The organism is Plantactinospora sp. CA-294935 (assembly GCF_050936445.1).
Classification (GTDB): Bacteria; Actinomycetota; Actinomycetes; order Mycobacteriales; family Micromonosporaceae; genus Plantactinospora.
This window is the reverse complement of the sequence record NZ_JBNJMU010000001.1, coordinates 6,479,998-6,503,198: the sequence shown is the minus strand read 5'-3', so window position 1 is coordinate 6,503,198 and position 23,201 is coordinate 6,479,998. Positions and strand designations below refer to the sequence as shown.

Sequence of the window (23,201 nt, the reverse complement as noted above, 5' to 3'; positions counted from 1 at the left end):
CGGCGGCCGACCGGCACGCCGCGCGCGCAGTGTGGCGGGTCAGAAGTCGTCGTCGAACCGGACCGTGCCGGTCACCCCCACCTGGTACGCCGAGACCCGCCGCTCGAAGAAGTTGGACAGCTCCTGCACGTCCTGCAAGTCCATGAAGGCGAACGGGTTCGCCGACCCGTACAGCGGCTCGATGTCGAGCTGGGCCAACCGGCGGTCCGCAACGTACTGGAGATAGTCCCGCATGTCCGGCAGGGAGAGCCCGGAGACTCCGTGTTCGAGCAGGTCCTCGGCGAACTGCACCTCGCACTCGACCGCCTCGGCGAGCATCTCGCGGACCTGTCCGCGCAGCTCGTCGTCGAAGAGGTCCGGCTCCTCCCGGCGTACGGTGTCGACGACGTCGAAGGCGAAGGCCATGTGCATCGACTCGTCCCGGAACACCCAGTTGGTGCCGGAGGCGAGCCCGAGCAGCAGCCCCCGGGACCGGAGGAAGTAGACGTACGCGAACGCGCCGTAGAAGAACAGCCCCTCGATGCAGGCGGCGAAGCAGATCAGATTGAGCAGGAAGGCCCGACGGTCGTCCCGGGTCCTCAGCGCACGCAACTCGAAGACCGAGTCGATCCACCTGAAGCAGAACTCGGCCTTCCGGCGGATCGACGGGATGTTCTCGATCGCGGCGAACGCGGCGAACCGCTCCGCGTCGTCCGGCACGTACGTGTCGAGCAGGTTGAGGTAGAACTGCACGTGTACCGCCTCCTCGAAGAGTTGGCGGGACAGGTAGAGCCGGCCCTCCGGCGAGTTGACGTGCTGGTAGAGGTTGAGCACCAGGTTGTTGGCCACGATCGTGTCGCCGGTGGCGAAGAACGCCACCAGCCGGCTGACCAGGTGCCGCTCGGCCGGGGAGAGCCGGTCCAGGTCGGCCAGGTCGGCGTGCAGGTCCACCTCCTCGACGGTCCAGGTGTTCCTGATCGCGTCCCGGAACCGGTCGAAGAAGTGCGGGTAGCGCATCGGGCGCAGGGTCAGGTCCATTCCGTGGTCGAGCAGCATGGGTCCCTCACGGTCGCCGGGGCATCGGTCGGTGGTGCCGGGTTCGGTCGTCGGTGTGCCGGCGGAGGTCACTGGCATGCCTCGCAGGACTCCGGGTTCTCCAGCGAGCAGGCCGACGCCGCGTCCGGGGAGTCCGCGCCGGGCAGCGTCACCGCGGCGAGCACGGGTCGGGAACCCTGCGGCACCGCGACCGTCGCCTGCTGGATCCGGGTGGCCGGGCGGGACCGCAGGTAGTAGGTCGTCTTCAGCCCGGACTTCCAGGCGTACAGGTACATCGAGCTGAGCCGGCCGATGTCGGGCGCGGCCATGAAGAGGTTCAGCGACTGGGACTGGTCGACGTAGGGTGCCCGGGCGGCGGCCAGGTCGATCAGCGCCCGCTGCGGCAGCTCCCAGGCGGTACGGAACAGCTCGCGTAGCTGCGCCGGCAGTTCCTCGATGCCCTGTACCGAGCCGTCCGCCCGCTTGATCGCGGTCCGGATCCGCTCCGTCCACAGCCCGCGTGCCTTCAGCTCCGCCACCAGAGCCGTGTTGACCTGGAGGAACTCCCCGCTCAGCGTCTCCCGCTTGAACAGGTTGGAGACCTGCGGCTCGATGCACTCGTAGCAGCCGGCGATCGACGCGATGGTGGCCGTCGGGGCGATCGCGACCAGCAGCGAGTTGCGCAGCCCGTACGCCGAGATCCGGTCCCGCAGCGCGGCCCAGCGCGCGGTCTGGCGGCCGGCCACTCCGTGCAGGTCGGGTTGGAGTTGCCCGGCCGCCGCCCGGGTCTGCGGGTACGCCGGATGGGCGCCGAACCGCTCGGCCAGCTCGGCCGAGGTCTCCAGCGCGGTCAGGTAGATCTCCTCGGCGATCCGGGTGGAGAGTTCCTTGGCGGCCGGCGAGTCGAACGGCAGCCGCAGCGCGAAGTACACGTCCTGCAACCCCATCACACCGAGCGCGACCGGTCGCCAGCGCGGATTGCTGGCCGCCGCCTCCCGGCTCGGGTAGTAGTTGATGTCGATCACCCGGTCCAGGAAGGTCACCGCGGTCCGGACGGTCTCCCGCAGCCGTACCCAGTCGATCCCGTCCGGGGCGGCGGCTGAGCCGCCCGGGTCGGCCGGGCCGGCGACCAGGTGTGCGGCCAGGTTGACCGAACCCAGGTTGCAGACGGCGGTCTCGGTGTCGCTGGAGACCTCGAGGATCTCGGTGCAGAGGTTGGAGAGGTGCACCACGTTGCCCGGCTCGGCGGTCTGGTTGCACAGCCGGTTCGAGGTGTCCTTGAAGGTCATCCAGCCGTTGCCGGTCTGGGCCAGCGTGCGCATCATCCGCCCGTAGAGGTCACGGGCCCGGACCTGGCGGACGTAGCGGTCCTGCTCCTCGGCGGCCCGGTACGCCGCGTCGAACTCCGCACCCCACAGATCGGGCAGCTCCGGCACCTCGTCCGGGTCGAACAGCGACCACGTCCCGTCCGCCTCGACCCGCCGCATGAACTCGTCCGGGATCCAGTTGGCCAGGTTCAGGTTGTGGGTCCGCCGGGCCTCCTCGCCGGTGTTGTCCCGCAGTTGCAGGAACTCCTCGACGTCCGGGTGCCACGGTTCGAGATAGACGCAGGCCGCGCCCTTGCGCCGACCGCCCTGGTTGACCGCCGCGACCGACGAGTCGAGGGTACGCAGGAACGGGACGATCCCGTTGGAGGCGCCGTTGGTGCCCCGGATCAACGCGCCCCGGGAGCGGACCCGGGACCAGGCGATGCCGATCCCACCGGCGAACTTGGACAGCCGCGCCACCTGCGCGTACCGGTCGTAGATCGAGTCCAGTTCGTCTCGGGGCGAGTCGACCAGATAGCAGGAGGACATCTGGGTGTGCCGGGTGCCCGAGTTGAACAGCGTCGGTGAGCTGGGCAGGTAGGCCAGCGACGCCATCAGCCGGTAGAAGCCGATCGCCTCGTCCGGGGTACGGGACAGCCCGCAGGCGACCCGGAGCAGCCAGTACTGCGGGGTCTCCAGCACCAGCCGGTCCGCCGGATGCCGCAGCAGGTACCGGTCGTAGACCGTACGCAGCCCGAAGTACTCGAAGCGCCGGTCGGCGGCCGGGTCGACGGCGTCGTCCAGCTCCCGGGCGTGCGCCCGGACGAACTCGGCCGTCTCGTCGCCGATCAGGCCGTGCCGGTGCCCGAGTCGGATCGACTCGCTGAACGAGCCGACGCCCTGCCCCCGGACCTCCTGGTCGAGGTATCCGGCGAGCAGCCGGGCGGCCAACCGGGAGTACTGGGGCTCCTCCCCGATCAGGTCGGCGGCGGTCTGCACGCAGAGCCGGTGCAGTTCGGCGGCGGTCGCCCCGTCGGGCAGGCCGTTGACCGCCCGGGTCGCCACCCGTACCGGGTCGACGTCGGGGAGGTCGTCGGCCTCGTGCCGCAGCGCGCGGGCGATCGTGGCGACGTCGGCCGGCGCGGTGCCGCCGCCGCGGCCCCGGACCCGCGGCGGTCGGGCGTCCCGGCCGGTACGGTGACCGGCGGTACCCGACATCGTCGACTGCTCGGCGTCTCCCGGCGCTGCCCCGCTCGGCGTGGCCTCGGTGACCGTCACAACTCTCTCCTCGCGCACTCGACTCCTCCGGTGGAGGAGGAGCCCGCGCGGAGACGCCGACGGGCACGCGCTGGCGTACGTCGGTGGCGTCGGCCGTCCCGCGCGGCCTCGGACCGCCGCGTACGGGCTCGTACGCGGCGCGCTGGCAGGTCTTCGGACTCGTGGGCCGGCCGCGGGCGTACCCGGGTTCGCCTACTGGCCGTCGCTTCCCAGGCGGTCCGGTTTCCGGCCGGACGACCCAGTGCGTGATGACGGCGGTCGTTCCCACTCACCGCTGCGGGGCAGTCCCGGACTCCCACCGGGTTCCCTCTTGCCTCGACCGCCGGGCGGCGGCCGAACCAGCTACGATCAACACCATATATAGGGATGGCCCGAAAGTCATACCCCAAGATGTCGTATCGGCGTGTCGACCTCGTCCCCCGCCCGCAGCGCGACGGGCGGGGAACGCGGAACGAGCGGGACGGCGACGGCCGCCCGTTCCCCGCCGCCGTACGCGCCCGTGTACGGCGACGAGTTTCTCGACGGCGCTCCGCCGTCGGTGCCGTGGCGCGGGCCCGAGGCGCGGTCACAACGACGGGTGGTCGCCCGTCCTTCCCGCGACACCACCGTGGCCCGCCCGCCGACCGCCGGTCCGGGTCGGCCCGGTCCGACGACACGCGGAGAGATGCATGGAAATCCTGATCACCGGGGCGACCGGGCGGCTGGGCCGGGTACTCACCCCGGAACTGGCCCGGGCCGGGCACACCGTACGGGCCGCCGGCCGGACTCCGGCGCCGACCGGGAAACCCGGCCCCGACCGGCCGGCGGACGGGGGTGGCGGCGAGGTGCGCCGGGTCCGACTCGACCTGGCCACCGGGGACGGGCTACCGGCCGCGGTCGACGGGGTCGAGACGGTCGTCCACCTTGCGTCCGCGCCCTACCAGGGCAGCTACACCCGCCAGGTCGACCTGGCCGGCACCCGCGGGCTGGTCGAGGCCGCCGCCCGGGCCGGGGTACGGCACCTGGTGTACCTGTCGATCGTCGGCGCCGACCGTGTGCCGTGGCCGTACTTCCGGATCAAGATCGAGGCGGAGGCGGCGGTCGCGGCCGGCCCGGTGCCGTGGACGGTGCTCCGGGTCACCCAGTTCCACGGGTTCCTGGCCGAGGCGCTGTCCCGGCTGGCCCGACTGCCGGTGCTGCCCGTCGATCCGGGAATCACGGCGCAGCCGGTCGACGTCGCCGACGTCGCCGCACACCTGCGCTGGCGGGTCACCGCCGCACCCGGCGGGGCGACCGAGGAGTTCGGCGGGCCGGCCGAACTGGACGGCGGCACGCTCGTCCGGGAATGGCTGGCGGCGCGGCGGATCCGGCGTCGGATGCTCCGGCTCCCGGTGCCGGGCCGGCTCGGCCGCGCCTTCCGGGCGGGTGCGCTGGTTTCCCCGACCGGCAACCGGGGGCGGATCACCTGGCGCGAGTACCTTGCCGGCCCGTCGGAGCAGGCGGGATAGCGCAGCCGTCCGGACTCGCCGGAGTGTGGTGTGCGCGAGGCTCACCGAACGGATCGACGCGATGATCTAGGCGAGCACCATTCCGCAGAGCGGAACGACGAGCAGGCACAATTCCGGCGAAAAGGCCCCGGATCCGATCGTGCGCGCGGCGGGAAGACAGCGCGACGCCACCCCTGGTAACGTCGGCGACACTCGGCGTCGAATCATGGATCTCCATGTTTCCGTGCGCCGTCGTCCCTTGTACCGACAGGTGCGCGAACAGGGAGTTGTCACTGTCCACATGAGCCTCTCAGTTCTTCTCGCGTCGCGGGTGCGGGCCGCGCCAGGCCCGGTGGTCGTCCCCGGGTCTCCGGCCGCGTCCACCCGGCCTCAGGAGGTGACGGGATGACCAGTTCGGTCGACGTACGGGATGGCTACCCCCTCTCGCCGGTCCAGCGCGGCATACTCCACCCGGCCTCCGACGAGGCGGATCCGGCGCGCGACCTCGAACAGGTACGGCTCGTCATCCGTGGCCGGCTGCGGGTCGCCGAGTTCCAGCAGGCCTGGCAGCGGGTGATCGCCCGCCACGAGGTGCTGCGCACGGGCTTCGTCCGGCACGGGACCGAGGAGCCTGTCCAGGTGGTCGTGGCCGAGCCGCCGGCACCCGAATGGCACCTCGACGACCTGCGGACCATCCGGGCCTGCCAGCGTCGGCGCGGCCTCGCCGAGTTCCTCGCCGCCGACCGGGTTCGGAGTTTCACCCTGGAAGACCCGCCGCTGTCCCGGTTCGCCCTGCTCCGCGTCTCCGAGACCGAGCACCTGCTGGTCTGGACGGCCCACCACCTGGTCGTCGACGGCTGGAGCCTGCCGATCCTGCTCCGCGAGGCACTGACCGAATACCGGGCGGCGTTCGAAGGCCGGGACGCCCCGCTGCCGGCTCCGGCGCCGTTCCGGGACCACGCCGCCTGGGCCGCCGCTCGCGACCTTGCCGAGGCGGAGGATTTCTGGCGCGCGGAGTTGTCCGACCGGCCCGTGTGCGGTCCACTTCAGAGCGATCCGCCGGACTGGCAGGGAGAGCCGGCGGACGCGTTCGACGAATACTCCCTCGAACTGACCAGCGAGGACACCTACCTGCTGCACGAGACCATCGGTCAGCAGCGGATCGCACTGGAAACGGTGCTCCAGGGCTGCTGGGCGCGGCTGCTCTCCACCCGCGCCGGCACCGGCGACGTCGTCATCGGTTCGACGGTCGCCGGCCGGGCGGCCGGGACGGCGGAGGCCCTGGTCGGACCGCTGACCAACACCGTGCCGGTCCGGGTCCGGATCCGGCCCGACCAGCCGGTCGGGGTGTGGCTGCGCGGGTTGCAGGCACGCCAGGCGCTGGCCCGCCCGTTCGACCACGTGCCGCCGGCACTGGTCCGGTCCTGGGCCGGGCTGCCCGCCGGGGTGCCGCTGTTCGACACCGTGCTCGACTTCGAGACCTACCCGATGGACAACGACCTGTTCACCGGTACGGCCGACGCGTCGAATCTCTCCGTACGCTTCGACGGCCGGTGGTCGGCGTCGCATCACCCGTTCAACCTGCTCGTCGTGCCTGGCGAGCGACTCGGGCTGCACGCCAGGTACGACCTGCGGCATCTCGCGCCGGAGACGGTCGAGAGCCTGGTCACCGACCTCGCGCTGCTGCTCAGCCTGGTCGCCACGGATCCGGACCGTCCGGTCTCGGCGCTTCGCCCGCCGGACGACGAGCCGCCCGCCACCGACTAGTGCCCAGCGCTGTCGACGGACAGCTCTGCGCAGCGGAGCCGGCACGGCTCGACCCGTCACGCCGCGTCGCTGCGACGAGGCGGGTCGGTCGGTCCTCTGGTGGCTCGGAACCGGCCACCCGTGGACCCGCCCGAGCGGTCGCTCCGCGCGGAGGCGTCCTCACATCGGCGTGCGGTGGGCCCTGACCACCAGGTCGCGAATGCTCATCCGCGTCGAGCCGTGCTCGACGTACCGTGTCCGGGACTCCGCCACGTCGACCTCCCACAATTCCCGGGTCAGGGAGCCGGTGACGGCGTCCAGACCGATCGACGCCTGCTCGGGAGCGTGGGCCGCCGAATGCTCATCCGCATGATCGTGGCCGACGACGAGAAGCGTGCCGGTGGGTGCGACAGCCTGGGCCAGACGGGCAACGAACTCCCCGAAGGGAATGGTGGGGTGGACGTACTGGCTGACCACCAGGTCGTACTGCTTCGGCGGTTGCCAGGTTGTCAGGTCGGCCACGACCCAGGAGATGCGTGCCGCGACGTCCGGCTCGTGGTGCGCGAAGTCCTTGGCCTCGCTGACGGCCGTCGGTGAGACGTCGACCGCCGTCACCTGCCAGCCTTGCCGGGCGAGCCAGAGCGCGTCGACTCCACGTCCGCAGCCCGCGTCGAGCGCCGACCCGACGGGAAGGCCGGTCACCTCGGCCACCAACTGAGGACTCGGCGAACCGTGCGTCGCCGTGTGCTCCTGGTAGTGGCGCTCCCACCACTGCGGGCCGAACGCGGGGTGATCCGCGTGCGGCGATCCATGCTGGTCGTGGGGCTCACTCATCGCTCTGCTCCTGGTGAATTCGTCCGGAAGACCGGCGGCAACCGCCTGGTCTGCTCGCGCCTCAACGGTGACGAGAGAGTGAGATCCCGGCAACTATCCTTGCTGCTTTGGCAAGCACGCCATCGGCAGAAGCGGCGGATCATCCGGTTCGGTCCCGTAGGCCCGGTTACGCCACATACCGTCGGTCGTGACAGCGTACGGGTCGGGGCTCCCCCCGGCAGGAAGCCTCCGCCGAGGCCGGCGCGGCGGCGCTGTGCCGGGTCCCCCGGCGCGGTCCCGGTCGAGCGCCGAACGGCCGGCCTACTTCCCGCTCGCACACCGGCCGCACACCCCGCCGCTCAGCCGGCCACCGGCCGGGTACTCACCCGCAGGCCGGCGGCGTGCCGGTCCCGGACCGCCTGGGACGTCTTCGCCGGGGAGCCGGCGTCGAACGGTGGCTGGGGGTCGTACTCGATGGCGAGCTGGATGGCCTCGGCGGTGATCCGGTCGGCGAGCTGCGCGGCAAGGGTGAGTGCCATGTCGATTCCGGCGGAGACCCCGGCGGCGGTGAGCAGTTTGCCGTCGGTGACCACCCGCTGCGCCGAGTAGGTGGCGCCGAAGGAGGCCAGCCGCTCCGCGCTGCGCCAGTGCGTGGTGGCGGTACGCCCGCGCAGCAGTCCGGCGGCGCCGAGCAGCAGGGAGCCGGTGCAGACCGAGGTCGTCCACCGGGTGCCGTCGTGCATCCGCCGGATCCAGTCCAGCAGTGGCCCGCCGGCGAGGTGATCATCGACACCGGGGCCGCCAGGCACCACGAGTACGTCACAGGAGTCGATGTCGTCCAAGGCGGCGTCGGCGGTCAGGGCCAGGCTACCGGCGTTGTTCCGGAGCGGTCCGGGGCTGGTCGCCACGAACACCACCTCGGCGCCGGGCAGCAGCTTGAGCACGTCGTACGGGCCGACGGCGTCGAGGGCGGTGAACCGGTCGAAGAGCGGGATCACGATCCGCATGGTGTGAGTTCCTTTCAGCCGAAGTGTTGGCGGTACTGGCCGGGGGTGACCCCGACCGTGCGTCGGAAGCGCCGGTGCATCGTCTCGACGGTGCCGAATCCGCAGCGCCGGGCGATGGACCCGAGCGGGGTGTCCGTGGTCTCCAGCAGGCGCCGGGCGGCCTCGACCCGGGCCGCCTCGACGTACGCGGCGGGGGTCTGCCCGGTCTGCGCGCTGAACACCCTGGCGAAGTGCCGTTCGCTCATCCCGGCCCGGGCGGCGAGGACCGGCACGGTGAGATCGTCGGCGAGGTGCTCGACCACCCATGCCTGGAGCTGGCGCAGTCCGCCGCGGGCCGGCCGCTGCGCGGCCAGTTGGGTGCTGAACTGGGCCTGGCCACCGGGACGCTGGACGAACATGACCAGTCGCCGGGCGATCGCCCGGGACACCTCCGCGCCCCGATCCTGCTCGACCAGGGCAAGCGCGAGATCGATCCCGGCGGTGACCCCGGCCGAGGTCCACACGGCACCGTCCCGGACGAAGATCGGATCCGGTTGCACCGTTACCGCCGGATACCGGCGGGCCAGTTCGGCGCAGCTTCCCCAGTGCGTGACCGCGCGCCGGCCGTCCAGCAGTCCGGCCTCGGCCAGCAGGAACGCCCCACTGCACACGGCGGCGACCCGTCGGGCCCGTCCGGCGGTGGCACGGAGCCAGCCGATCAGGCGCCGGTCGGCGCACGCCTCGACCCGACCGGGCCCACCGACGACCACCAGCGTGTCGATCGGCCCGACGCACTCGTCGAGGTCGAGGTCGGCCGTCACGGTCAGGCCGCCGCTGGCCGTGACCGGCCCGCGCAGCGGGGCCACCACCTCCAGCCGGTAGCCCAGCACAACCCGTTCGGTCCGGGCGACCTGTTCGGCCTGCGCACCCCGTTCGGCCTGCGCGCCCCGTTTGGCCTGCGCGAACACCTCGTGCGGGCCCGTCAGGTCGAGCACCTGGAACTTCGGGAAGATCACGAAAACGATCCGGCGGACATCCACCCGTCCATCGTTTCGGGGCAGCGATCTGGCAGCAATGACAGGCCAGTGACGATTTCAGCCATCCCAGCCGCGTCCCCCCGCATCGTTCCCCTGCATCGGCGCCCCCTGCATCGGTGCCCCTGCATCGCCCGGCGGCGAGTCGACGGATGCCAGGGCCGGTGAACATCCTTCTCGCCTGGCGCGCTCTACGTGTAGAACCTCCGGTTCGCCTACACGCCAGCACCGTGCCTGCCGGCGCTTGGCGTACGTCCAAGATCCTTGGCGAATTCGGGCTCGTGGCGAACCACAATTCGCCAAGGATCTTGATACGCGCCGGCCGGCCGGCGGGTCCGGTACGCCGTCACCGCACGGAGTGGGAGTTCGTCGACGGCCACGCTGCCTCTCCCGGCCGGTCGTCCCAGAATCTGACCCTCGCGCTGACGTCGGCGGTCGACCGAACGGTCGCGCCAGCCGACCGATCAGCAGTGGTCAGACCTCTGGTCAGTCGGTCCCCCGGTTCGCCGGCAGCCGATCGCAGCTGCGGCGAACCCGGCGAACGTCCTCCGATTCGGGCTTGGCTAGGGCTGTTACCAGCAAGTTTCCGGGCCCGCGCGGCGACGCTCGGTAGATAACGGTCGGGTCACGGGATCTTCCCAATGCGCAGTGATCTCACGTACGGTCCCGGAAAGGCAGGAGGTCAGACCTCCATCCTCATGCCTCTGAGTGTTCCGAGGTGAGCTGACTAGTGCAGGAACGTGCTTCCCGCTATACGGGATACCGGTCGTTCGACTATCTGACCCCGCAGGTCGACTTCAAGGTGTTCGACCTCGCCCCACAACTCGGTCGGGTGCCCGCGCACGACCTCGGCCTGACCGAGGAGCAGTCCGACCGGGTCGCCCGGCTGCTGCGCGAGCATGCCGCGATCTCGCTGCACGAGCACCCCAAGATCCTGCCCGCCGACGTGACCCAGTTGCGGGACTACAACCGGACCGGGCGCAACTCCTTCGGCTTCGCGGGGCTGGCCCGGTCCGGCATGACCGCGGTGTTCGACAACTTCATGAACGGCACCGGCTGCGTGACCAGCGAGCACGCCTGGAAGTGGGACGACGTCATCTACGACATCGGGCTGCGCTTCGCCGACATCGCCAAGCAGGACTACGTGGTCGTGGCGACCACCCTGGAGGAGATCTTCACCGCCAAGCGGAACGGCCAGCTCGCCCTGGTGGCCGGGCTGGAGGCGGCCACGATGATCGAGAACGAGCTGGACCGGATCGACATCCTGTACGGCTTCGGCGTACGCCAGATGGGCATCGCGTACAGCCAGGCGAACATGCTCGGCTCGGGGCTCTCCGAGGACCGCGACGGCGGGCTGACCCACTTCGGCCGGCGCGCCGTCGACCGGATGAACAAACTCGGGATCGCCATCGACGTCTCGCACTCCGGCGACCAGACCTCGCTGGACGTGATCGAGGCGAGCCGGGTACCGGCCTTCATCACCCACGCCGGCGCCCGCGCGGTCTGGAACACCCCCCGAATGAAGCCGGACAACGTCATCCGGGCCTGTGCCGAGCGCGGCGGTGTGATCGGCATCGAGGCCGCCCCGCACACCACACTCTCGCAGGCGCATCCGCACCACTCGATCGAGTCGGTGATGGACCACTTCGTCTACTGCGTCGACCTGGTCGGCATCGACCACGTGGCGTTCGGCCCGGACACCAACTTCGGTGACCACGTCGGGCTGCACGACAGCTTCACCGGCCACCTGGCGATCGGCAAGGCGCACGGCGCCGTCGACCATCCCCGGGTGCCGTACGTCTCCGGCCTGGAGAACCCGGCCGAGTGCTTCAGCAACATCGTCGGCTGGCTGGTCACGCACGGCTACTCCGACGACGAGATCGCCAAGGTCATCGGCGGCAACATCATTCGCGTTCTTCGGGAGGTTTGGTGAGCAGGACAATTTCCGGCCGTACCCGCCGGTGGCGGGTCGCCGTCGCGCTCGGTACGGCGGCCGCGCTCGGCCTGTCCGGATGCGGGCTCAACGAGGGCAACTCGTCGTCCGGGGACAGCTCCGGCGGCGGCGACGTACTGCGGATCGGCACCACCACCGACGTGTCGAACTTCAACCCGCTCCAGTCGCTGAGCAAGACCGACTCCTGGATCCTCAACGCGATGTACCCGCACCTGCTGCGGATCGACGAGAACGCCAAGAAGGCGCCGGAGCTGGCCAAGGAGTACAGCTACGAGAACGGCGGCAAGACCGCGGTCTTCCACCTGCGCGACGACTTCACCTGGACCGACGGCAAGCCGGTGGTGGCCGAGGACGTCAAGTTCAGCGCCGAATCGATCATGAAGTACAAGCTCGGCAACGTGGCCGCCAAGCTGACCTGGGTCACCTCGATCGAGGCACCCGACCCGACCACGGTCAAGTTCCACCTCTCCCAGCCGTACGCGCCGTTCGCCGAGGGCGTCGGGTTCTGGATGTCGATCGTGCCGAAGCACGTCTTCTCCTCCGCCGGTGACCTGTCGAAGTTCGCCAACGACTCCAACTGGGTCGGTGCCGGGCCGTTCGTGCTGGAGAGCGCCACCAAGGGCCAGCGGTACGTGATGAAGCGCAACGACAAGTACCCGCTGGCGCCCGGCGGCAAGCCGGCGCTCGGCAAGGTCGAGTTCCGGCTCTACCCGGACGTCAACACGATGATGCTGGCGCTGCGCAACGGCGACATCGACCTGATGGGTACCCCGGTGCCGGCGTCCGCGGCGAAGACCTTCGCGAACGACTCGAAGATCAAGCTGACCAAGGTCGGTGCGCTCGGCTTCGCCCACCTGACCTACAACATGAACAACAAGGACCTGGCCAAGCAGGAGGTCCGGCAGGCGCTGTCGATGGCGGTGGACACCAAGTCGATCATCTCGTCGGTACTCCAGGGCGACGCCCGGGAGATGTCCGGACCGATCTCGCCGATCTTCGCCGACTACGACAACACCGAGATCCAGCCGTACCCGTTCGACCCGGCCGGGGCGAAGGCCAAGCTCGCCGCCGCCGGCTACTCCGACGGCAACGGCGACGGGCTCTTCGACGGCCTGGAACTCGGCGTCGCCTGTGACCAGTCGAACGCCAACCTCACCCGGGTGGTGCAGCTCTTCCGGGAGAGCGCGACGAAGGCCGGCATCAAGCTGACCAACGAGTGCGTGGAGCGGAACACCTTCCTGTCCCGCACCAAGGACGGCGAGTACGACATCGACGCGTCGCAGTGGGGCGTCTTCGACAACCCGATGGACCAGCTCCGCAGCACCTACCTCTCCAGCAACCCGGGCGGGATCAACTACAACCTGCTCAAGTCGCCGGAGATCGACCGGCTGATCAACGACGCCGCGGCCACCACCGATCCGGCGGCGTTCGCCACCAAGATCAAGAACATCGACAAGGTGGTGCACGAGCAGGCGTACCTGACGCCGCTCTACGTGGAGAACTTCCAGTTCGCCTACAACGCCAGCAAGTTCACCGGCTTCGTGGCCTCGCCGTCCGACCTGCTCGGCATGGTCACCGCGTACTCGCTGGCCCAGGTCAAGCCGGTCGGCTGACCGACGCGACGAGGTAGAAGGGAGGGGTCCCCCACGTGGCACGCTTCGTGCTCAACCGGGCGCTGAAGGCCGTACTGACCGTCTGGATAGCGATCACCGCGACGTTCTTCCTGCTCCGGTTGCTGCCGGGGGACCCCACGACCCTGATGGTCGAGGGGGACATGACGCCGGAGATGCGGGCGGCGCTGCTCGAGACGTACGGGCTGGACCGGCCACTGCTGGAACAGTACGTCTCGTACCTGCGCGAACTCCTGCACGGCAACTTCGGCATCTCGTTCCGGCAGATCCAGCCGGTCACCGACATCCTGCTCGACCGGCTGCCCTGGACCCTGCTGCTGGCCGGGGTGGCGTTCCTGCTCACCATCGCCATCGGCATCCCGATCGGGGTGTCCGCGGCGGCGCACCGGGGCCGCTGGCCGGACAAGCTGCTCCAGGGCTTCGGCATCGCCGGGCACGCCCTCTTCGTGCCCAGCGTGGCGATGCTGCTGCTGGTCTGGCTCGGCGCCCGGCTCGGCTGGTTTCCGATCGGCGGCGCGATCGACCCGGACACCCGGGGCGTGGCGGCGTACCTGAGCCTGGCGCACCACCTGGTGCTGCCGGTCGCGTCGCTGGTGCTGGTGCAACTCGGCCCGTACGCGCTGACCCTGCGGACCAACCTGATCGACGTACTCGGTGAGGACTACATCCGGGCGGCCCGGGCGCGGGGGCTGTCCAGCCGGCGTCGGCTGTGGAAGCACGGCCTCCGCAACGCGATCCTGCCGGCGCTGACCCTGATGGGGCTGCAACTCGGCACCCTGGTCGGCGGCGCCGTGCTGACCGAGACCGTCTTCGCCTATCCCGGCGTCGGCCGGCTGATCTACGAGGCGGTCGGGCAACGCGACTATCCCGTCCTGCAAGGAGCGTTCATCATGCTCGCCATCACCGTGGTGGTCGCCAACGCGCTCACCGACCTGCTCTACGCGGTGCTCAACCCCAGGATCCGGCTGTGAGCGGGAGGAGTGAGCCGGGTTTGCGAGCCCCGCAGCCGCGAACGAGAGAGGCACAGCCATGAGTGCGCCACTGGTGACCGAGGCGGAGGCTGCGGCGACCGCTCCGTCCGCGGAGCCGGCGATCGGCGCCCGGTCGGCCTGGCGGACGTTCTTCCGGCAGCCGTCCGGGCTGCTCGCCGCGGCGGTGCTGGTCGTGATGGTGCTGCTCGCGGTCTTCGCGCCGCTGATCGCCGACGAGCCGGGCGGTACCAGCGCGGACGTGCTGCGGTCGCCGTCCGGCGGGCACCTGTTCGGCACCGACGACCTCGGGCAGGACATCTTCGCCCAGGTGGTCTGGGGCACCAGGACCAGCCTGCTGATCGGGGTGGCGGCCTCACTGATCGCCATCGTGCTGGGTACGGCGATCGGGCTCGCCTCGGCGTACTTCCGCCGGGTCGACGCGGTCGGCACGGTCGTCACCGACGTGATGCTGGCGCTGCCCACGCTGCCCCTGATGATCATGCTGGCCGCGATCGTCAACCCGAGCGTCTGGACGCTGACGGTGATCATCGGCGTCTTCGCCTGGCCCGAGGTGGCCCGGCTGATCCGCTCGCAGGGGCTGGTGGTCAGCGCGATGCCATACATCGACGGGGCCCGGGTGCTCGGCGCGAGCGGCTGGCGGATCGTCACCCGGGAGATCATGCCGGCGGTGGTGCCGCTGATCGTGGTCAGCGTGCTGCTCACCGCGTCCCGGGCGGTCATCTCCGAGGCCGGGCTGAGCTTCCTCGGCCTCGGTGACCCGGATGCCTGGTCGTGGGGGCGGATCCTGCTCAACGCGCAGCGCAGCGGGGTGGTGGCCATCGCCTGGTGGCAGACCCTCTTCCCGTCGCTGGCCATCCTGCTGCTGGTGCTCGCCGCGACGGTCGCCGGCATGCGGTTCAACGACATCCGAGACCCCCGCCGGAACGGAGGCTGACCCGTGCGTCTGCCCGACAGTTTCTACTCGTCCGTCCGGGCCCGACTCGCCGACGCGCTCGACGTACGCGGCCTCGACGGTTTCCTGGCCACCTCTCCCGCCGACGTGGCGTTCCTGTCCGGGTTCTTCTACATCGCCACCGAACGGCCGGTCTACCTCTGGATGCCCCGCGACGGCGACCCGCTGCTGGTGATCCCCCGCCTCGACCAGGAGTACGCCGCCGGGCAGGGCGTCGGCGTCGAAACGGTCAGCTACTTCGAGTTCCCCGGCGTGGTGAGCGCGGAGCAGACCCTCGGCACGGCGCTGGCCGGCCGGCGGGCGAAGCAGATCGGGGTGAGCGCGGGGCTGTCGATCGGGGCGTACCGGGCGCTGTCCCGGGCGCTCGGCGGCAGCACGCTGGTCACCACCGACGCGGTGGCGAAGCTGCGGCTGCGCAAGTTTCCCGAGGAGATCCCGTTCCACGAGGCGGCGGCACGGATCTGCGACCAGATGCTCGCCGCCGGCCGGGAGCTGATCGCGGACGCGCTGCGCCGGGGCGCCGCACTCCCCCGCGAGGACGAGATCGCCCGGCACGTCATCGGGTACGGCACCGACCGGATGTACGCCGACTACGACCTCGTCGTCTACACCACCAAACTGGCCGGCGGGCTGGTCTACGCCGGCCCGAACTCGGCGCTGCCGCACGGCCTGCCGACCCGGCGGCGGGCCCAGCCCGGCGACACCTTGATCCTCTCCCTCGGCGCGGCGGTGGCCAGCCGGTTCGTGGAGAGCGAGCGCACCTTCGTCGTCGGCGAGCCGACCGCGCAGCAGCGGCGCTACTACGAGGCGGACCGGGAGGCGCAGGAGGTCGGCACCGAGGCGATGCGGGCCGGCCGGACCTGCGCCGAGGTGAACAAGATCTGCCTGGATGTGCTGCGCGGGCACGGTCTGGGCGACTACATCCGGCACCGGCAGGGGCACGGCATCGGCCTGCAGAACCACGAGGCGCCCTGGGTGGAGGACGGCGACCACACCGTGCTGGAGCCCGGGATGCTGCTCTCCAGCGAGCCCGGCGTCTACGTGCCCGGGCACGCCGGCTACCGGATCTCCGACACCGTACTGGTCGAGGAGGCCGGGCCGCGCCGGCTGACCGGCTATCCGCGCGATCTCGCGTCCAACATCATCGAGGAGGTCCGATGACGGTCGACAACTCGTCCGGCTTTTCCGGCCGGCTGACGATCAACGGTGCCGAGCTGGTCGTCGAGGCGTTCGGACCGGTTGACGCGCCGGCGATGATCGTGCACCACGGCGCGCCCGGGCTGGGTTCCCGGTCGGAGCCGAAGCGGTCGTTCGGGCCGTTCGCCGACCGGTACCGGGTGATCGTCTTCGACGCACGCGGCTCCGGCGAGTCCAGCGACGACGAGCCGTTCACGCACGCACAGTGGGTCGCCGACGTGGACGCGATCCGGGAGTACTTCGGCTACGAGCGGATCGTGATGGCCGGCGGCTCGTACGGCGGCTTCATCTCCCTCGAATACGCCGTCGCACATCCGGACCGGGTCGCCGCGCTGATCCTGCGGGACACCGCCGCCGACAACGGGCACAACGAACTCGCGGTCGAGAAGGCGAAGAACACCGACCGTACGGTGATCCCGCAGTGGGCGATCGACCGGATCGGCACCGGCCGGTTCGCCGGCAACGAGGAGCTGCGGGAGTACTGGAAGGCGATCCTGCCGCTCTACGACCACCGGCACGACCCGGCCAAGGACGCCGCGAAGCTGCACGCGACCCGGTTCCACTACCGGACCCACAACGCCGCGTTCGGGCAGAACATGCCGCGCTACGACCTCAAGCCGACGCTTCCCTCGATCACCTGCCCGACCCTGGTCACCGTCGGCCGGCACGACTGGCGTACCCCGGTGGCCGCCTCGCAGGTGATCGCCGACCTGATCCCGAACGCCGAACTGGTGGTCTTCGAGCACTCCGGGCACTCGCCGCAACTGGAGGAGCCGGAGCTGTTCCAGCGGACCGTGCGGGACTTCCTCGACTCGGCCGGGATCCGGTAATGGCCCTGCTGGAGGTGGAGGAGCTGCGGGTCAGCTTCCCCGGGCCGGGCGGCGGCCCCGGGTCGGCCGGCGCGGTGCACGCGGTCAACGGGGTGTCGCTGGCGCTGGAGTCCGGCCGGACGTTGGCGATCCTCGGCGAGTCCGGCTCCGGCAAGAGCGTCACCGCGCAGGCGGTGATGGGGATCCTCGACGTGCCGCCGGCCCGGGTCAGCGGCTCGGTCCGGCTGCGCGGCCGGGAGTTGCTGACCCTGACCCCGAAGCAGCGGGACCGGGTCAGCGGCGAGGAGATCGGCATGGTCTTCCAGGACGCGATGGCCGCGCTCAACCCGGTCTACACCGTCGGCGAGCAGCTCGGCGAACTGCTCCGGGTCCGCCGGGGGCTCTCCCGGTCCGCCGCCCGGCGCCGCGCGATCGAGCTGATCGACCGGGTGCACATCCCGGCCGCGAAGGACCGGGTACGCGACTATCCGCACCAGTTCTCCGGCGGGATGCGACAACGCATCATGATCGCGCTGGCCATCGCGCTGGAGCCGGACGTGCTGATCGCCGACGAGCCGACCACGGCGCTGGACGTGACCGTGCAGGCGCAGGTGATGGAGCTGATCGCGGAGATCCAGCGGGACAGCGGGATGGCGCTGCTGCTGATCACCCACGACCTGGGTGTGGTGGCCGAGGTCGCCGACGACGTGGCGGTGATGTACGCCGGCCGGATCGTCGAACGGGCCACCGTGCAGCAGATCTTCGCCGGTCCGGCACATCCCTACACCGAGGGGCTGCTCGCCTCGATGCCCCGGATCGACCGGCGCGACGAGGAGCTGTACGCCATCCCCGGCGCACCGCCGAACCCGGCCCGGCTGCCCAGCGGGTGCCCGTTCCACCTGCGCTGCCCGCGCGCCGACGACGTCTGCCGGGCCACGCTGCCGGCGCTGGAGCCGCTGCCCGAGGGCCGCGCCAGCGCCTGCCACCACCGGGAGGAGTTGCTGCATGTCCGCAGATGACGAGCTGGTGCTGCGGGTCGACAAGTTGGTCCGGCACTTTCCGGTGAAGGGGAGGCTGCCGTTCACCTCCGGCGGGGTGGTCAAGGCCGTCGACGGGGTCTCCTTCACACTGCGCCGGGGCGAGACGCTCGGCATCGTCGGCGAGTCCGGCTGCGGCAAGAGCACCCTGGCCCGGATGCTGGTCGGGCTGGAGCGGCCGACCGCAGGCTCGGTGCGCTTCGGCGACGCGGTGGTGCACGCCGCCCGGGGGCGGGACCTGCGGGCGCTGCGCCGGCGGATCCAGATCGTGCTCCAGGACCCGTACACCTCGCTGAACCCGCGCCGGACGATCCGGGAGATCCTGTTCCAGCCGTTCGAGATCCACCCGGACGTGCTGGACCGCAGGCGCCGGCTGGACCGGGTGAAGGAGCTGCTCGACCTGGTCGGGCTCGATCCGAGCGTGCACCTGGACCGCTATCCGCACCAGTTCTCCGGCGGGCAGCGGCAGCGGATCGGCATCGCCCGGGCACTGGCCCTGCAACCCGACGTGATCGTCTGCGACGAGCCGGTCTCCGCGCTCGACGTCTCGGTCCAGGCCCAGGTGGTCAACCTGCTGGAACGGCTCCAGCGGGAGCTGGGCGTGGCGTACGTCTTCATCGCGCACGACCTGTCGGTGGTCCGGCACATCTCCGACCGGGTGGCGGTGATGTACCTCGGCAAGCTGGTGGAGAGCGGCCCCGAGCCGATGCTGTACGACGCGCCGGCCCACCCGTACACCAAGGCACTGCTGTCGGCGGTGCCGGTCCCCGAGCCGGTCGGCCGGGCGGAGCGGAGCCGGATTCTCCTCAGCGGCGATCCGCCCAGCCCGGTCGACCCCCCATCCGGCTGCCGCTTCCGCACCCGCTGCTGGCAGGCGACCGAGACCTGTGCCATCACCGAACCGCCGCTGGCCGGCGGCGACCGCGCGGTCGCCTGCCACTACCCGCTGGCCGCCGCCTAGCCACGCACCGTTCCGTCGCGTAAGGAGAAAGTGTTGCTGCAAGAACCCGCGTCCCGGTACCAGGGCCACAAGTCCTACTCGTACCTGGAGCCAGATGCCGACTACCGGGTGTTCGAGCTGGCCCCGGAGATCGGTCGGGTGCCCGAGCACGACCTCGGGCTCTCCGACACGCAGCGGCAGCGGGTCACGCGCCTGCTCGCCGAGCACATCGCGATCTCCCTGCACGAGCACCCGGTGATCCTGCCGGCGGACGTCACCGAGCTGCGCGCCTACAACCGGACCGCCCGGCAGCGGACCGGCTACGAGGGGCTGGCCCGGTCCGGCCTGACCGCCGTCTTCGACAACTTCATGGCCGGCGCCTCCTGCGTGACCAGCGAAAACGGCTGGAAGTGGAACGACCTCGTCTACGCCCTCGGGATGCGGATGAGCGACCTCTACCAGCAGGACTACGTCACGCTGGCCACCTCGCTGGACGGCATCCGGGCGGCGAAGCGGGACGGTCGGCTGGCCCTCGTCGCCGGCCTGGAGTGCAGCAGCCCGATCGAGAACGAACTCGACCGGATCGACATCCTGTACGGCTTCGGGGTGCGGCAGCTCGGCATCGCGTACAGCCAGGCGAACATGCTCGGCGGTGGGCTGTCCGAGGCCCGGGACGGCGGGCTGACCCACTTCGGCCGGCGCGCGGTCGACCGGATGAACAAGCTCGGCATCGCCATCGACATCTCACACTCCGGCGACCAGACCTGCCTGGACACCATCGAGGCCAGCCGGGTGCCGGTCTTCATCACCCACGCCGGGGCGCGGTCGGTGTGGAACACCTCGCGGATGAAGCCGGACGAGGTGATCCGGGCCTGCGCCGAGCGGGGCGGGGTGATCGGGATCGAGGCCGCCCCGCACACCACCCTGTCCGAGGCGCACCTGGAGCACTCCCTCGAGTCGGTGATGGACCACTTCACCTACTGTGTCGACCTGGTCGGCATCGACCATGTGACGTTCGGCCCGGACACGATGTTCGGCGACCACGTCGGGGTGCACAAGGTGTACGCCGGCAACTACGGCAAGGACGCGGGCAACAAGCCCGCGCACCCCCGGGTCGAGTACGTCTCCGGGGTGGAGAACCCGGGCGAGGCGTTCGGCAACATCGTCGGCTGGCTGGTCAAGCACGACTACTCGGACGACGAGATCGCCAAGGTGATCGGTGGCAACACCATCCGGGTACTGGAACAGGTCTGGTAACGACGTCGGGTGGTTGGCGTGCACCCGCTCGGGTGGGCGCCCAACTACTACACTCCGTACGCCGTAGCTGGCGCGGCGGAGCGAAGAGGTGAGGGTTGATGGCTCGGCGCGAGACCGCGCTACAGGCCGCGCAGGGCCAACTGCGCGATCTGATCGGCAGCGAGTTCCGGACCGGTGACAAGCTGCCCAACGAGCGGGAGTTGGCCGACCGGCTGGCGGTCAGCCGGGCCACCGTACGGGAGGTGCTGGGCCAGCTCGCCGCCGAGGGCGTGCTGACCCGGACCTGGGGTGTCGGCACCTTCGTCAGCGAGCCGGCCGAACGGGTACCGGTGTCGATCGGCGACGTCACCGCGCTGCGGGACCGGATCACCGCCTCCGGGCACCGGCCGGCGTTGCAGGACGCGGCGGTGAGCCGGGCCGAGTGCCCGGACGACTGCGCCAAGATCCTCGGGCTGGACGTCGGCTCACCGGTCTGGCGGGTCGACCGGCTCTTCGCCGTCGACGGCGTCGCGGCGGCCTGGATCCGCGATCACCTGCCGCTGCGGGTCGGCGACCGCGAACTCGACCCGTCCGGCCTGGTCAGCATCGACCTGGACATGTTCGAGTTCCTGGCCGGCGCCACCGGCATGCCGGTACGCCGGGCCGAGATCGAGTTCGCCGCCGTACTCGCCGACGAGGCAGCGGTCGGGCGGCTCAAGGTGCCGATCGGGCACCCGCTGGTCAGCGCCACCCAGATCGGCTACAACGCCGAGGGGCTGGCCCTCTTCCACGGACACATCACGGTCCGGACCGACGTGCTGACCCTACGGATCACCCGGGGCGCCTGAGCCTCGCCCCCGGCAGCACGTTGGCCGTAGGCGACGGGGTCATCCGGCAGTGGCCGGCGTACCCGTGCTCAACGCCGCCTGGACGATCCGGACAGCCTCGTCCGGGTCGATGCCGGCGCTGGTGACCACGGCCGCGTACTCGGCGGCGGCGCGGCGCACGCGTTCGCGCCCCTGCTCACCGGCTGCCGACACGAAGGAACCGGCCCGGCCCCGGGTCTCGATCAGTCCCGCCTCCTCCAACTCCCGGTAGGTCCTGGCCACCGTGTTGGCGGCCAGGCCGAGATCGGTGGCGAGCTGGCGGATCGGCGGCAGGCGGGTGCCGACGACCAGGGTGTGATCCTGGATCTGCCGGGCGAACTGCACACGCAACTGCTCGAACGGCGGCACCGGCGACGACGCGTCGATGACGATCCCCGGTGCCGCGCCCGACGAGCCTCTGCCCACCATGCCTCCGCTCATGTAGCAACCGTTGTCGCAGGACGATACGCCATGTTCCGCGCCACGGTGCCGACGTCGCCGGCAGCCGAACCGGCGGCAGCCGAACCGGCGGCAGCCGAACCGGCGGCAGCCGAACCGGCGGACCAGGTCCGCCACCGCCGGTGCGCGGTGGTGGACCTGGGGTGCTCGCCGGTGCCGTCAGCGGCCGGACACCGCCGTCGCCCGCCCCAGCGCCGGCGGGCTGACCGCGACCCGGTCGCCGACCGGCCTAGTTAGGTCGTAGCAGTACCGGACCTACCTCCGGCGTGCTTCGAGCGCATCCAGGATCAGGTCGAGGCCGTAGCCGAACTCCTGCGCGGGGTCGTAGCCCGCCCGCAGGCCGTGGTCGACGATCATCTCCGTGAGGTACGGCAACTCGCCCGCCGGCAGGCGTTCGAGGATGCCGCCGGCCACATCCTCGACATCGTCCGGCGTCGCCACCGGCAGGTTCGCCTCCTGCAGGACGAACCCGCTGACGTAGCTGTCGATGAGCGAGACAGCGTGCGCGGCCATCGGCAGTGTGAACCCCGCCTGCCGGAGGACGCCGAGCACGGCGTCGTGGTGGCGTAGCGTCGCCGGCCCCGGGTTGCGACGGGAGTCCATCAGGCCGAGAGCCCAGCTGTGCCGCGACAGGACCGCACGCGCGGAGGAGGCGCGGGCGCGGATCGCGGCGCGCCAGTCGCCGCACTCGGCGCTGGGTAGCGTGATCGCTGCGAACACCACATCGACCACGCCGTCGAGGATCGCGTCCTTGTTCGGTACGTGGTGGTAGAGCGACATCGCCTCCACGCCCAGTTCCTGCGCCACCCGGCGCATCGTGATCGCGGCCACGCCGCCGCGATCCGCGACCCGGATGGCGGCGTCCAGCACGCGTCCTCGGCTGAGCGGTTGCCGTGGCGGCGGTGCTGGCGATGGTGGGGACACGACGGCTCCAGGAGTGCGGGCGGGTTGACAAGCTTACACATGTAAGTCAGCCTTACGAGCGTAAGTCCGCCGAGGTGGGAACCCCACCGGAAGTGCGACGAACCCCCGACCTACGGACGTGCCCCTCCGGGCGAGAGGAGATCCCGATGCCGATGCCGAGGTGGTGGGGGCAGGTGAACAAGCGGCTGTTCAACCCTCGGGCGATCGCGGGCGGGAAGTGGCCGGTGCTGACTCACCTCGGTCGCGTCTCCGGCGCGACGTACCGCACGCCGCTCGACGCCTACCCGGTCGACGGCGGCTACCTGTTCATTCTGGTTTACGGATCGCGCTCGGACTGGGTGCGGAACGTACTGGCGGCCGGCGGTGCGCGGCTCCGCGTCGCGGGGAGGGAGGTGGAACTCACCGCCCCACGCCTCGTCGGGGAAGACGAGGCGTTCCAGTCCCTCCCCGCCGACGTGGCACGCCCGCCCAGGCTGCTGCGCATCACCGAGTTCCTCCGGATGGACCTCGTCGCAGGCTGACCGGTCGGCGTGCGTGCGGAGCCCGGCCGGCAGGACGAC

The 23,201-nt window shown here is 70.9% G+C and carries 20 protein-coding genes and 1 riboswitch; of the genes, 13 read left to right on the top strand and 7 right to left on the bottom strand.

All coding sequences use genetic code 11. The features are described 5' to 3' along the window. Positions 1-39: 39 nt before the first annotated feature. Both ACQEVC_RS28610 and ACQEVC_RS28605 read right to left on the bottom strand, forming a co-directional pair. Entirely contained in the window at positions 40-1,113 is a 1,074-nt protein-coding gene (locus ACQEVC_RS28610) for a ribonucleotide-diphosphate reductase subunit beta (RefSeq protein WP_432883470.1), read from the bottom strand. Beyond that, positions 1,104-3,539: a ribonucleoside-diphosphate reductase subunit alpha gene (locus tag ACQEVC_RS28605; RefSeq protein ID WP_432891741.1), complete on the bottom strand. Its 2,436-nt coding sequence runs from the start codon at positions 3,537-3,539 to the stop codon at positions 1,104-1,106. Before ACQEVC_RS28605 ends, ACQEVC_RS28610 begins: the two co-directional genes overlap by 10 nt. Before the next feature lie 187 nt (positions 3,540-3,726). After that, positions 3,727-3,957, bottom strand: a riboswitch (cobalamin riboswitch). A 310-nt stretch (positions 3,958-4,267) separates the two neighbouring features. On the opposite strand from ACQEVC_RS28605, the gene ACQEVC_RS28600 reads away from it, so the two are divergent. Then, complete coding sequence (locus tag ACQEVC_RS28600; protein WP_432883467.1) at positions 4,268-5,086, top strand: SDR family oxidoreductase; 819 nt, start codon at positions 4,268-4,270, stop codon at positions 5,084-5,086. A gap of 384 nt (positions 5,087-5,470) precedes the next feature. Continuing rightward, positions 5,471-6,832 (top strand): condensation domain-containing protein, encoded by a 1,362-nt coding sequence (locus ACQEVC_RS28595; protein WP_432883465.1) that lies wholly within the window; start codon positions 5,471-5,473, stop codon positions 6,830-6,832. A 159-nt stretch (positions 6,833-6,991) separates the two neighbouring features. On the opposite strand, the gene ACQEVC_RS28590 is transcribed toward ACQEVC_RS28595, so the two are convergent. The 3 genes from ACQEVC_RS28590 to ACQEVC_RS28580 all read right to left on the bottom strand — a co-directional run bounded on the left by ACQEVC_RS28590 (position 6,992) and on the right by ACQEVC_RS28580 (position 9,650). Then, a complete protein-coding gene (locus ACQEVC_RS28590; RefSeq protein WP_432883462.1) occupies positions 6,992-7,645 on the bottom strand; it encodes a class I SAM-dependent methyltransferase in 654 nt (217 codons plus the stop codon). Positions 7,646-7,983: 338 nt separating this feature from the next. Continuing rightward, positions 7,984-8,631: a DJ-1/PfpI family protein gene (locus ACQEVC_RS28585; RefSeq protein ID WP_432883460.1), complete on the bottom strand. Its 648-nt coding sequence runs from the start codon at positions 8,629-8,631 to the stop codon at positions 7,984-7,986. Between the two features lie 14 nt (positions 8,632-8,645). Beyond that, on the bottom strand, positions 8,646-9,650 hold the full coding sequence (locus ACQEVC_RS28580) for a GlxA family transcriptional regulator (RefSeq protein WP_432883457.1): 1,005 nt from the start codon (positions 9,648-9,650) through the stop codon (positions 8,646-8,648). Positions 9,651-10,374: 724 nt separating this feature from the next. On the opposite strand from ACQEVC_RS28580, the gene ACQEVC_RS28575 reads away from it, so the two are divergent. The 10 genes from ACQEVC_RS28575 (at position 10,375) to ACQEVC_RS28530 (ending at position 21,240) form a co-directional block, all read left to right on the top strand. Beyond that, positions 10,375-11,577 (top strand): dipeptidase, encoded by a 1,203-nt coding sequence (locus ACQEVC_RS28575; protein WP_432883455.1) that lies wholly within the window; start codon positions 10,375-10,377, stop codon positions 11,575-11,577. Continuing rightward, positions 11,574-13,211: an ABC transporter substrate-binding protein gene (locus ACQEVC_RS28570; RefSeq protein ID WP_432883452.1), complete on the top strand. Its 1,638-nt coding sequence runs from the start codon at positions 11,574-11,576 to the stop codon at positions 13,209-13,211. The genes ACQEVC_RS28575 and ACQEVC_RS28570 overlap by 4 nt, the downstream gene beginning before the upstream one ends. A 35-nt stretch (positions 13,212-13,246) precedes the next feature. Continuing rightward, positions 13,247-14,200, top strand: a complete 954-nt coding sequence (locus tag ACQEVC_RS28565; RefSeq protein ID WP_432883449.1) for an ABC transporter permease — start codon at positions 13,247-13,249, stop codon at positions 14,198-14,200. 58 nt (positions 14,201-14,258) lie between these two features. Then, entirely contained in the window at positions 14,259-15,155 is an 897-nt protein-coding gene (locus ACQEVC_RS28560) for an ABC transporter permease (protein ID WP_432883447.1), read from the top strand. A 3-nt stretch (positions 15,156-15,158) separates the two neighbouring features. Further along, positions 15,159-16,334, top strand: a complete 1,176-nt coding sequence (locus tag ACQEVC_RS28555) for a M24 family metallopeptidase (RefSeq protein ID WP_432883444.1) — start codon at positions 15,159-15,161, stop codon at positions 16,332-16,334. Further along, complete coding sequence (locus ACQEVC_RS28550) at positions 16,331-17,200, top strand: alpha/beta fold hydrolase (RefSeq protein ID WP_432883441.1); 870 nt, start codon at positions 16,331-16,333, stop codon at positions 17,198-17,200. Before ACQEVC_RS28555 ends, ACQEVC_RS28550 begins: the two co-directional genes overlap by 4 nt. Next, the gene (locus tag ACQEVC_RS28545) at positions 17,200-18,198 is read left to right on the top strand and encodes an ABC transporter ATP-binding protein (protein ID WP_432883438.1); all 999 of its coding nucleotides are present in this window, start codon (positions 17,200-17,202) and stop codon (positions 18,196-18,198) included. Before ACQEVC_RS28550 ends, ACQEVC_RS28545 begins: the two co-directional genes overlap by 1 nt. After that, entirely contained in the window at positions 18,185-19,177 is a 993-nt protein-coding gene (locus ACQEVC_RS28540; protein WP_432883436.1) for an ABC transporter ATP-binding protein, read from the top strand. Before ACQEVC_RS28545 ends, ACQEVC_RS28540 begins: the two co-directional genes overlap by 14 nt. A gap of 33 nt (positions 19,178-19,210) precedes the next feature. Continuing rightward, a complete protein-coding gene (locus ACQEVC_RS28535) occupies positions 19,211-20,413 on the top strand; it encodes a dipeptidase (protein WP_432883433.1) in 1,203 nt (400 codons plus the stop codon). A 98-nt stretch (positions 20,414-20,511) separates the two neighbouring features. After that, entirely contained in the window at positions 20,512-21,240 is a 729-nt protein-coding gene (locus ACQEVC_RS28530; protein ID WP_432883431.1) for a GntR family transcriptional regulator, read from the top strand. A gap of 39 nt (positions 21,241-21,279) precedes the next feature. Here ACQEVC_RS28530 and ACQEVC_RS28525 read toward each other — a convergent pair whose 3' ends face one another. Together ACQEVC_RS28525 and ACQEVC_RS28520 are read right to left on the bottom strand one after the other, a co-directional pair. Next, complete coding sequence (locus ACQEVC_RS28525) at positions 21,280-21,687, bottom strand: GntR family transcriptional regulator (RefSeq protein WP_432883428.1); 408 nt, start codon at positions 21,685-21,687, stop codon at positions 21,280-21,282. Positions 21,688-21,972: 285 nt separating this feature from the next. Beyond that, positions 21,973-22,587 carry a TetR/AcrR family transcriptional regulator gene (locus tag ACQEVC_RS28520; protein WP_432883425.1) on the bottom strand — a complete coding sequence of 205 codons (615 nt, stop codon included), beginning with the start codon at positions 22,585-22,587 and terminating at the stop codon, positions 21,973-21,975. A gap of 227 nt (positions 22,588-22,814) precedes the next feature. Here ACQEVC_RS28520 and ACQEVC_RS28515 point away from each other — a divergent pair, with 227 nt between their 5' ends. Further along, positions 22,815-23,162, top strand: coding sequence for a nitroreductase family deazaflavin-dependent oxidoreductase (locus ACQEVC_RS28515; RefSeq protein WP_432883423.1), 348 nt, complete (start codon positions 22,815-22,817; stop codon positions 23,160-23,162). The last annotated feature ends 39 nt before the right edge of the window (positions 23,163-23,201 follow it).

Coding starts and splice junctions, on each gene's coding strand:
- ACQEVC_RS28610 (WP_432883470.1), bottom strand. CDS start 1,113: ATGCCAGTGACCTCCGCCGGCACACCGACGACCGAACCCGGCACCACC.
- ACQEVC_RS28545 (WP_432883438.1), top strand. CDS start 17,200: ATGGCCCTGCTGGAGGTGGAGGAGCTGCGGGTCAGCTTCCCCGGGCCG.
- ACQEVC_RS28530 (WP_432883431.1), top strand. CDS start 20,512: ATGGCTCGGCGCGAGACCGCGCTACAGGCCGCGCAGGGCCAACTGCGC.
- ACQEVC_RS28560 (WP_432883447.1), top strand. CDS start 14,259: ATGAGTGCGCCACTGGTGACCGAGGCGGAGGCTGCGGCGACCGCTCCG.
- ACQEVC_RS28550 (WP_432883441.1), top strand. CDS start 16,331: ATGACGGTCGACAACTCGTCCGGCTTTTCCGGCCGGCTGACGATCAAC.
- ACQEVC_RS28600 (WP_432883467.1), top strand. CDS start 4,268: ATGGAAATCCTGATCACCGGGGCGACCGGGCGGCTGGGCCGGGTACTC.
- ACQEVC_RS28605 (WP_432891741.1), bottom strand. CDS start 3,539: ATGTCGGGTACCGCCGGTCACCGTACCGGCCGGGACGCCCGACCGCCG.
- ACQEVC_RS28595 (WP_432883465.1), top strand. CDS start 5,471: ATGACCAGTTCGGTCGACGTACGGGATGGCTACCCCCTCTCGCCGGTC.
- ACQEVC_RS28585 (WP_432883460.1), bottom strand. CDS start 8,631: ATGCGGATCGTGATCCCGCTCTTCGACCGGTTCACCGCCCTCGACGCC.
- ACQEVC_RS28590 (WP_432883462.1), bottom strand. CDS start 7,645: ATGAGTGAGCCCCACGACCAGCATGGATCGCCGCACGCGGATCACCCC.
- ACQEVC_RS28525 (WP_432883428.1), bottom strand. CDS start 21,687: ATGGTGGGCAGAGGCTCGTCGGGCGCGGCACCGGGGATCGTCATCGAC.
- ACQEVC_RS28540 (WP_432883436.1), top strand. CDS start 18,185: ATGTCCGCAGATGACGAGCTGGTGCTGCGGGTCGACAAGTTGGTCCGG.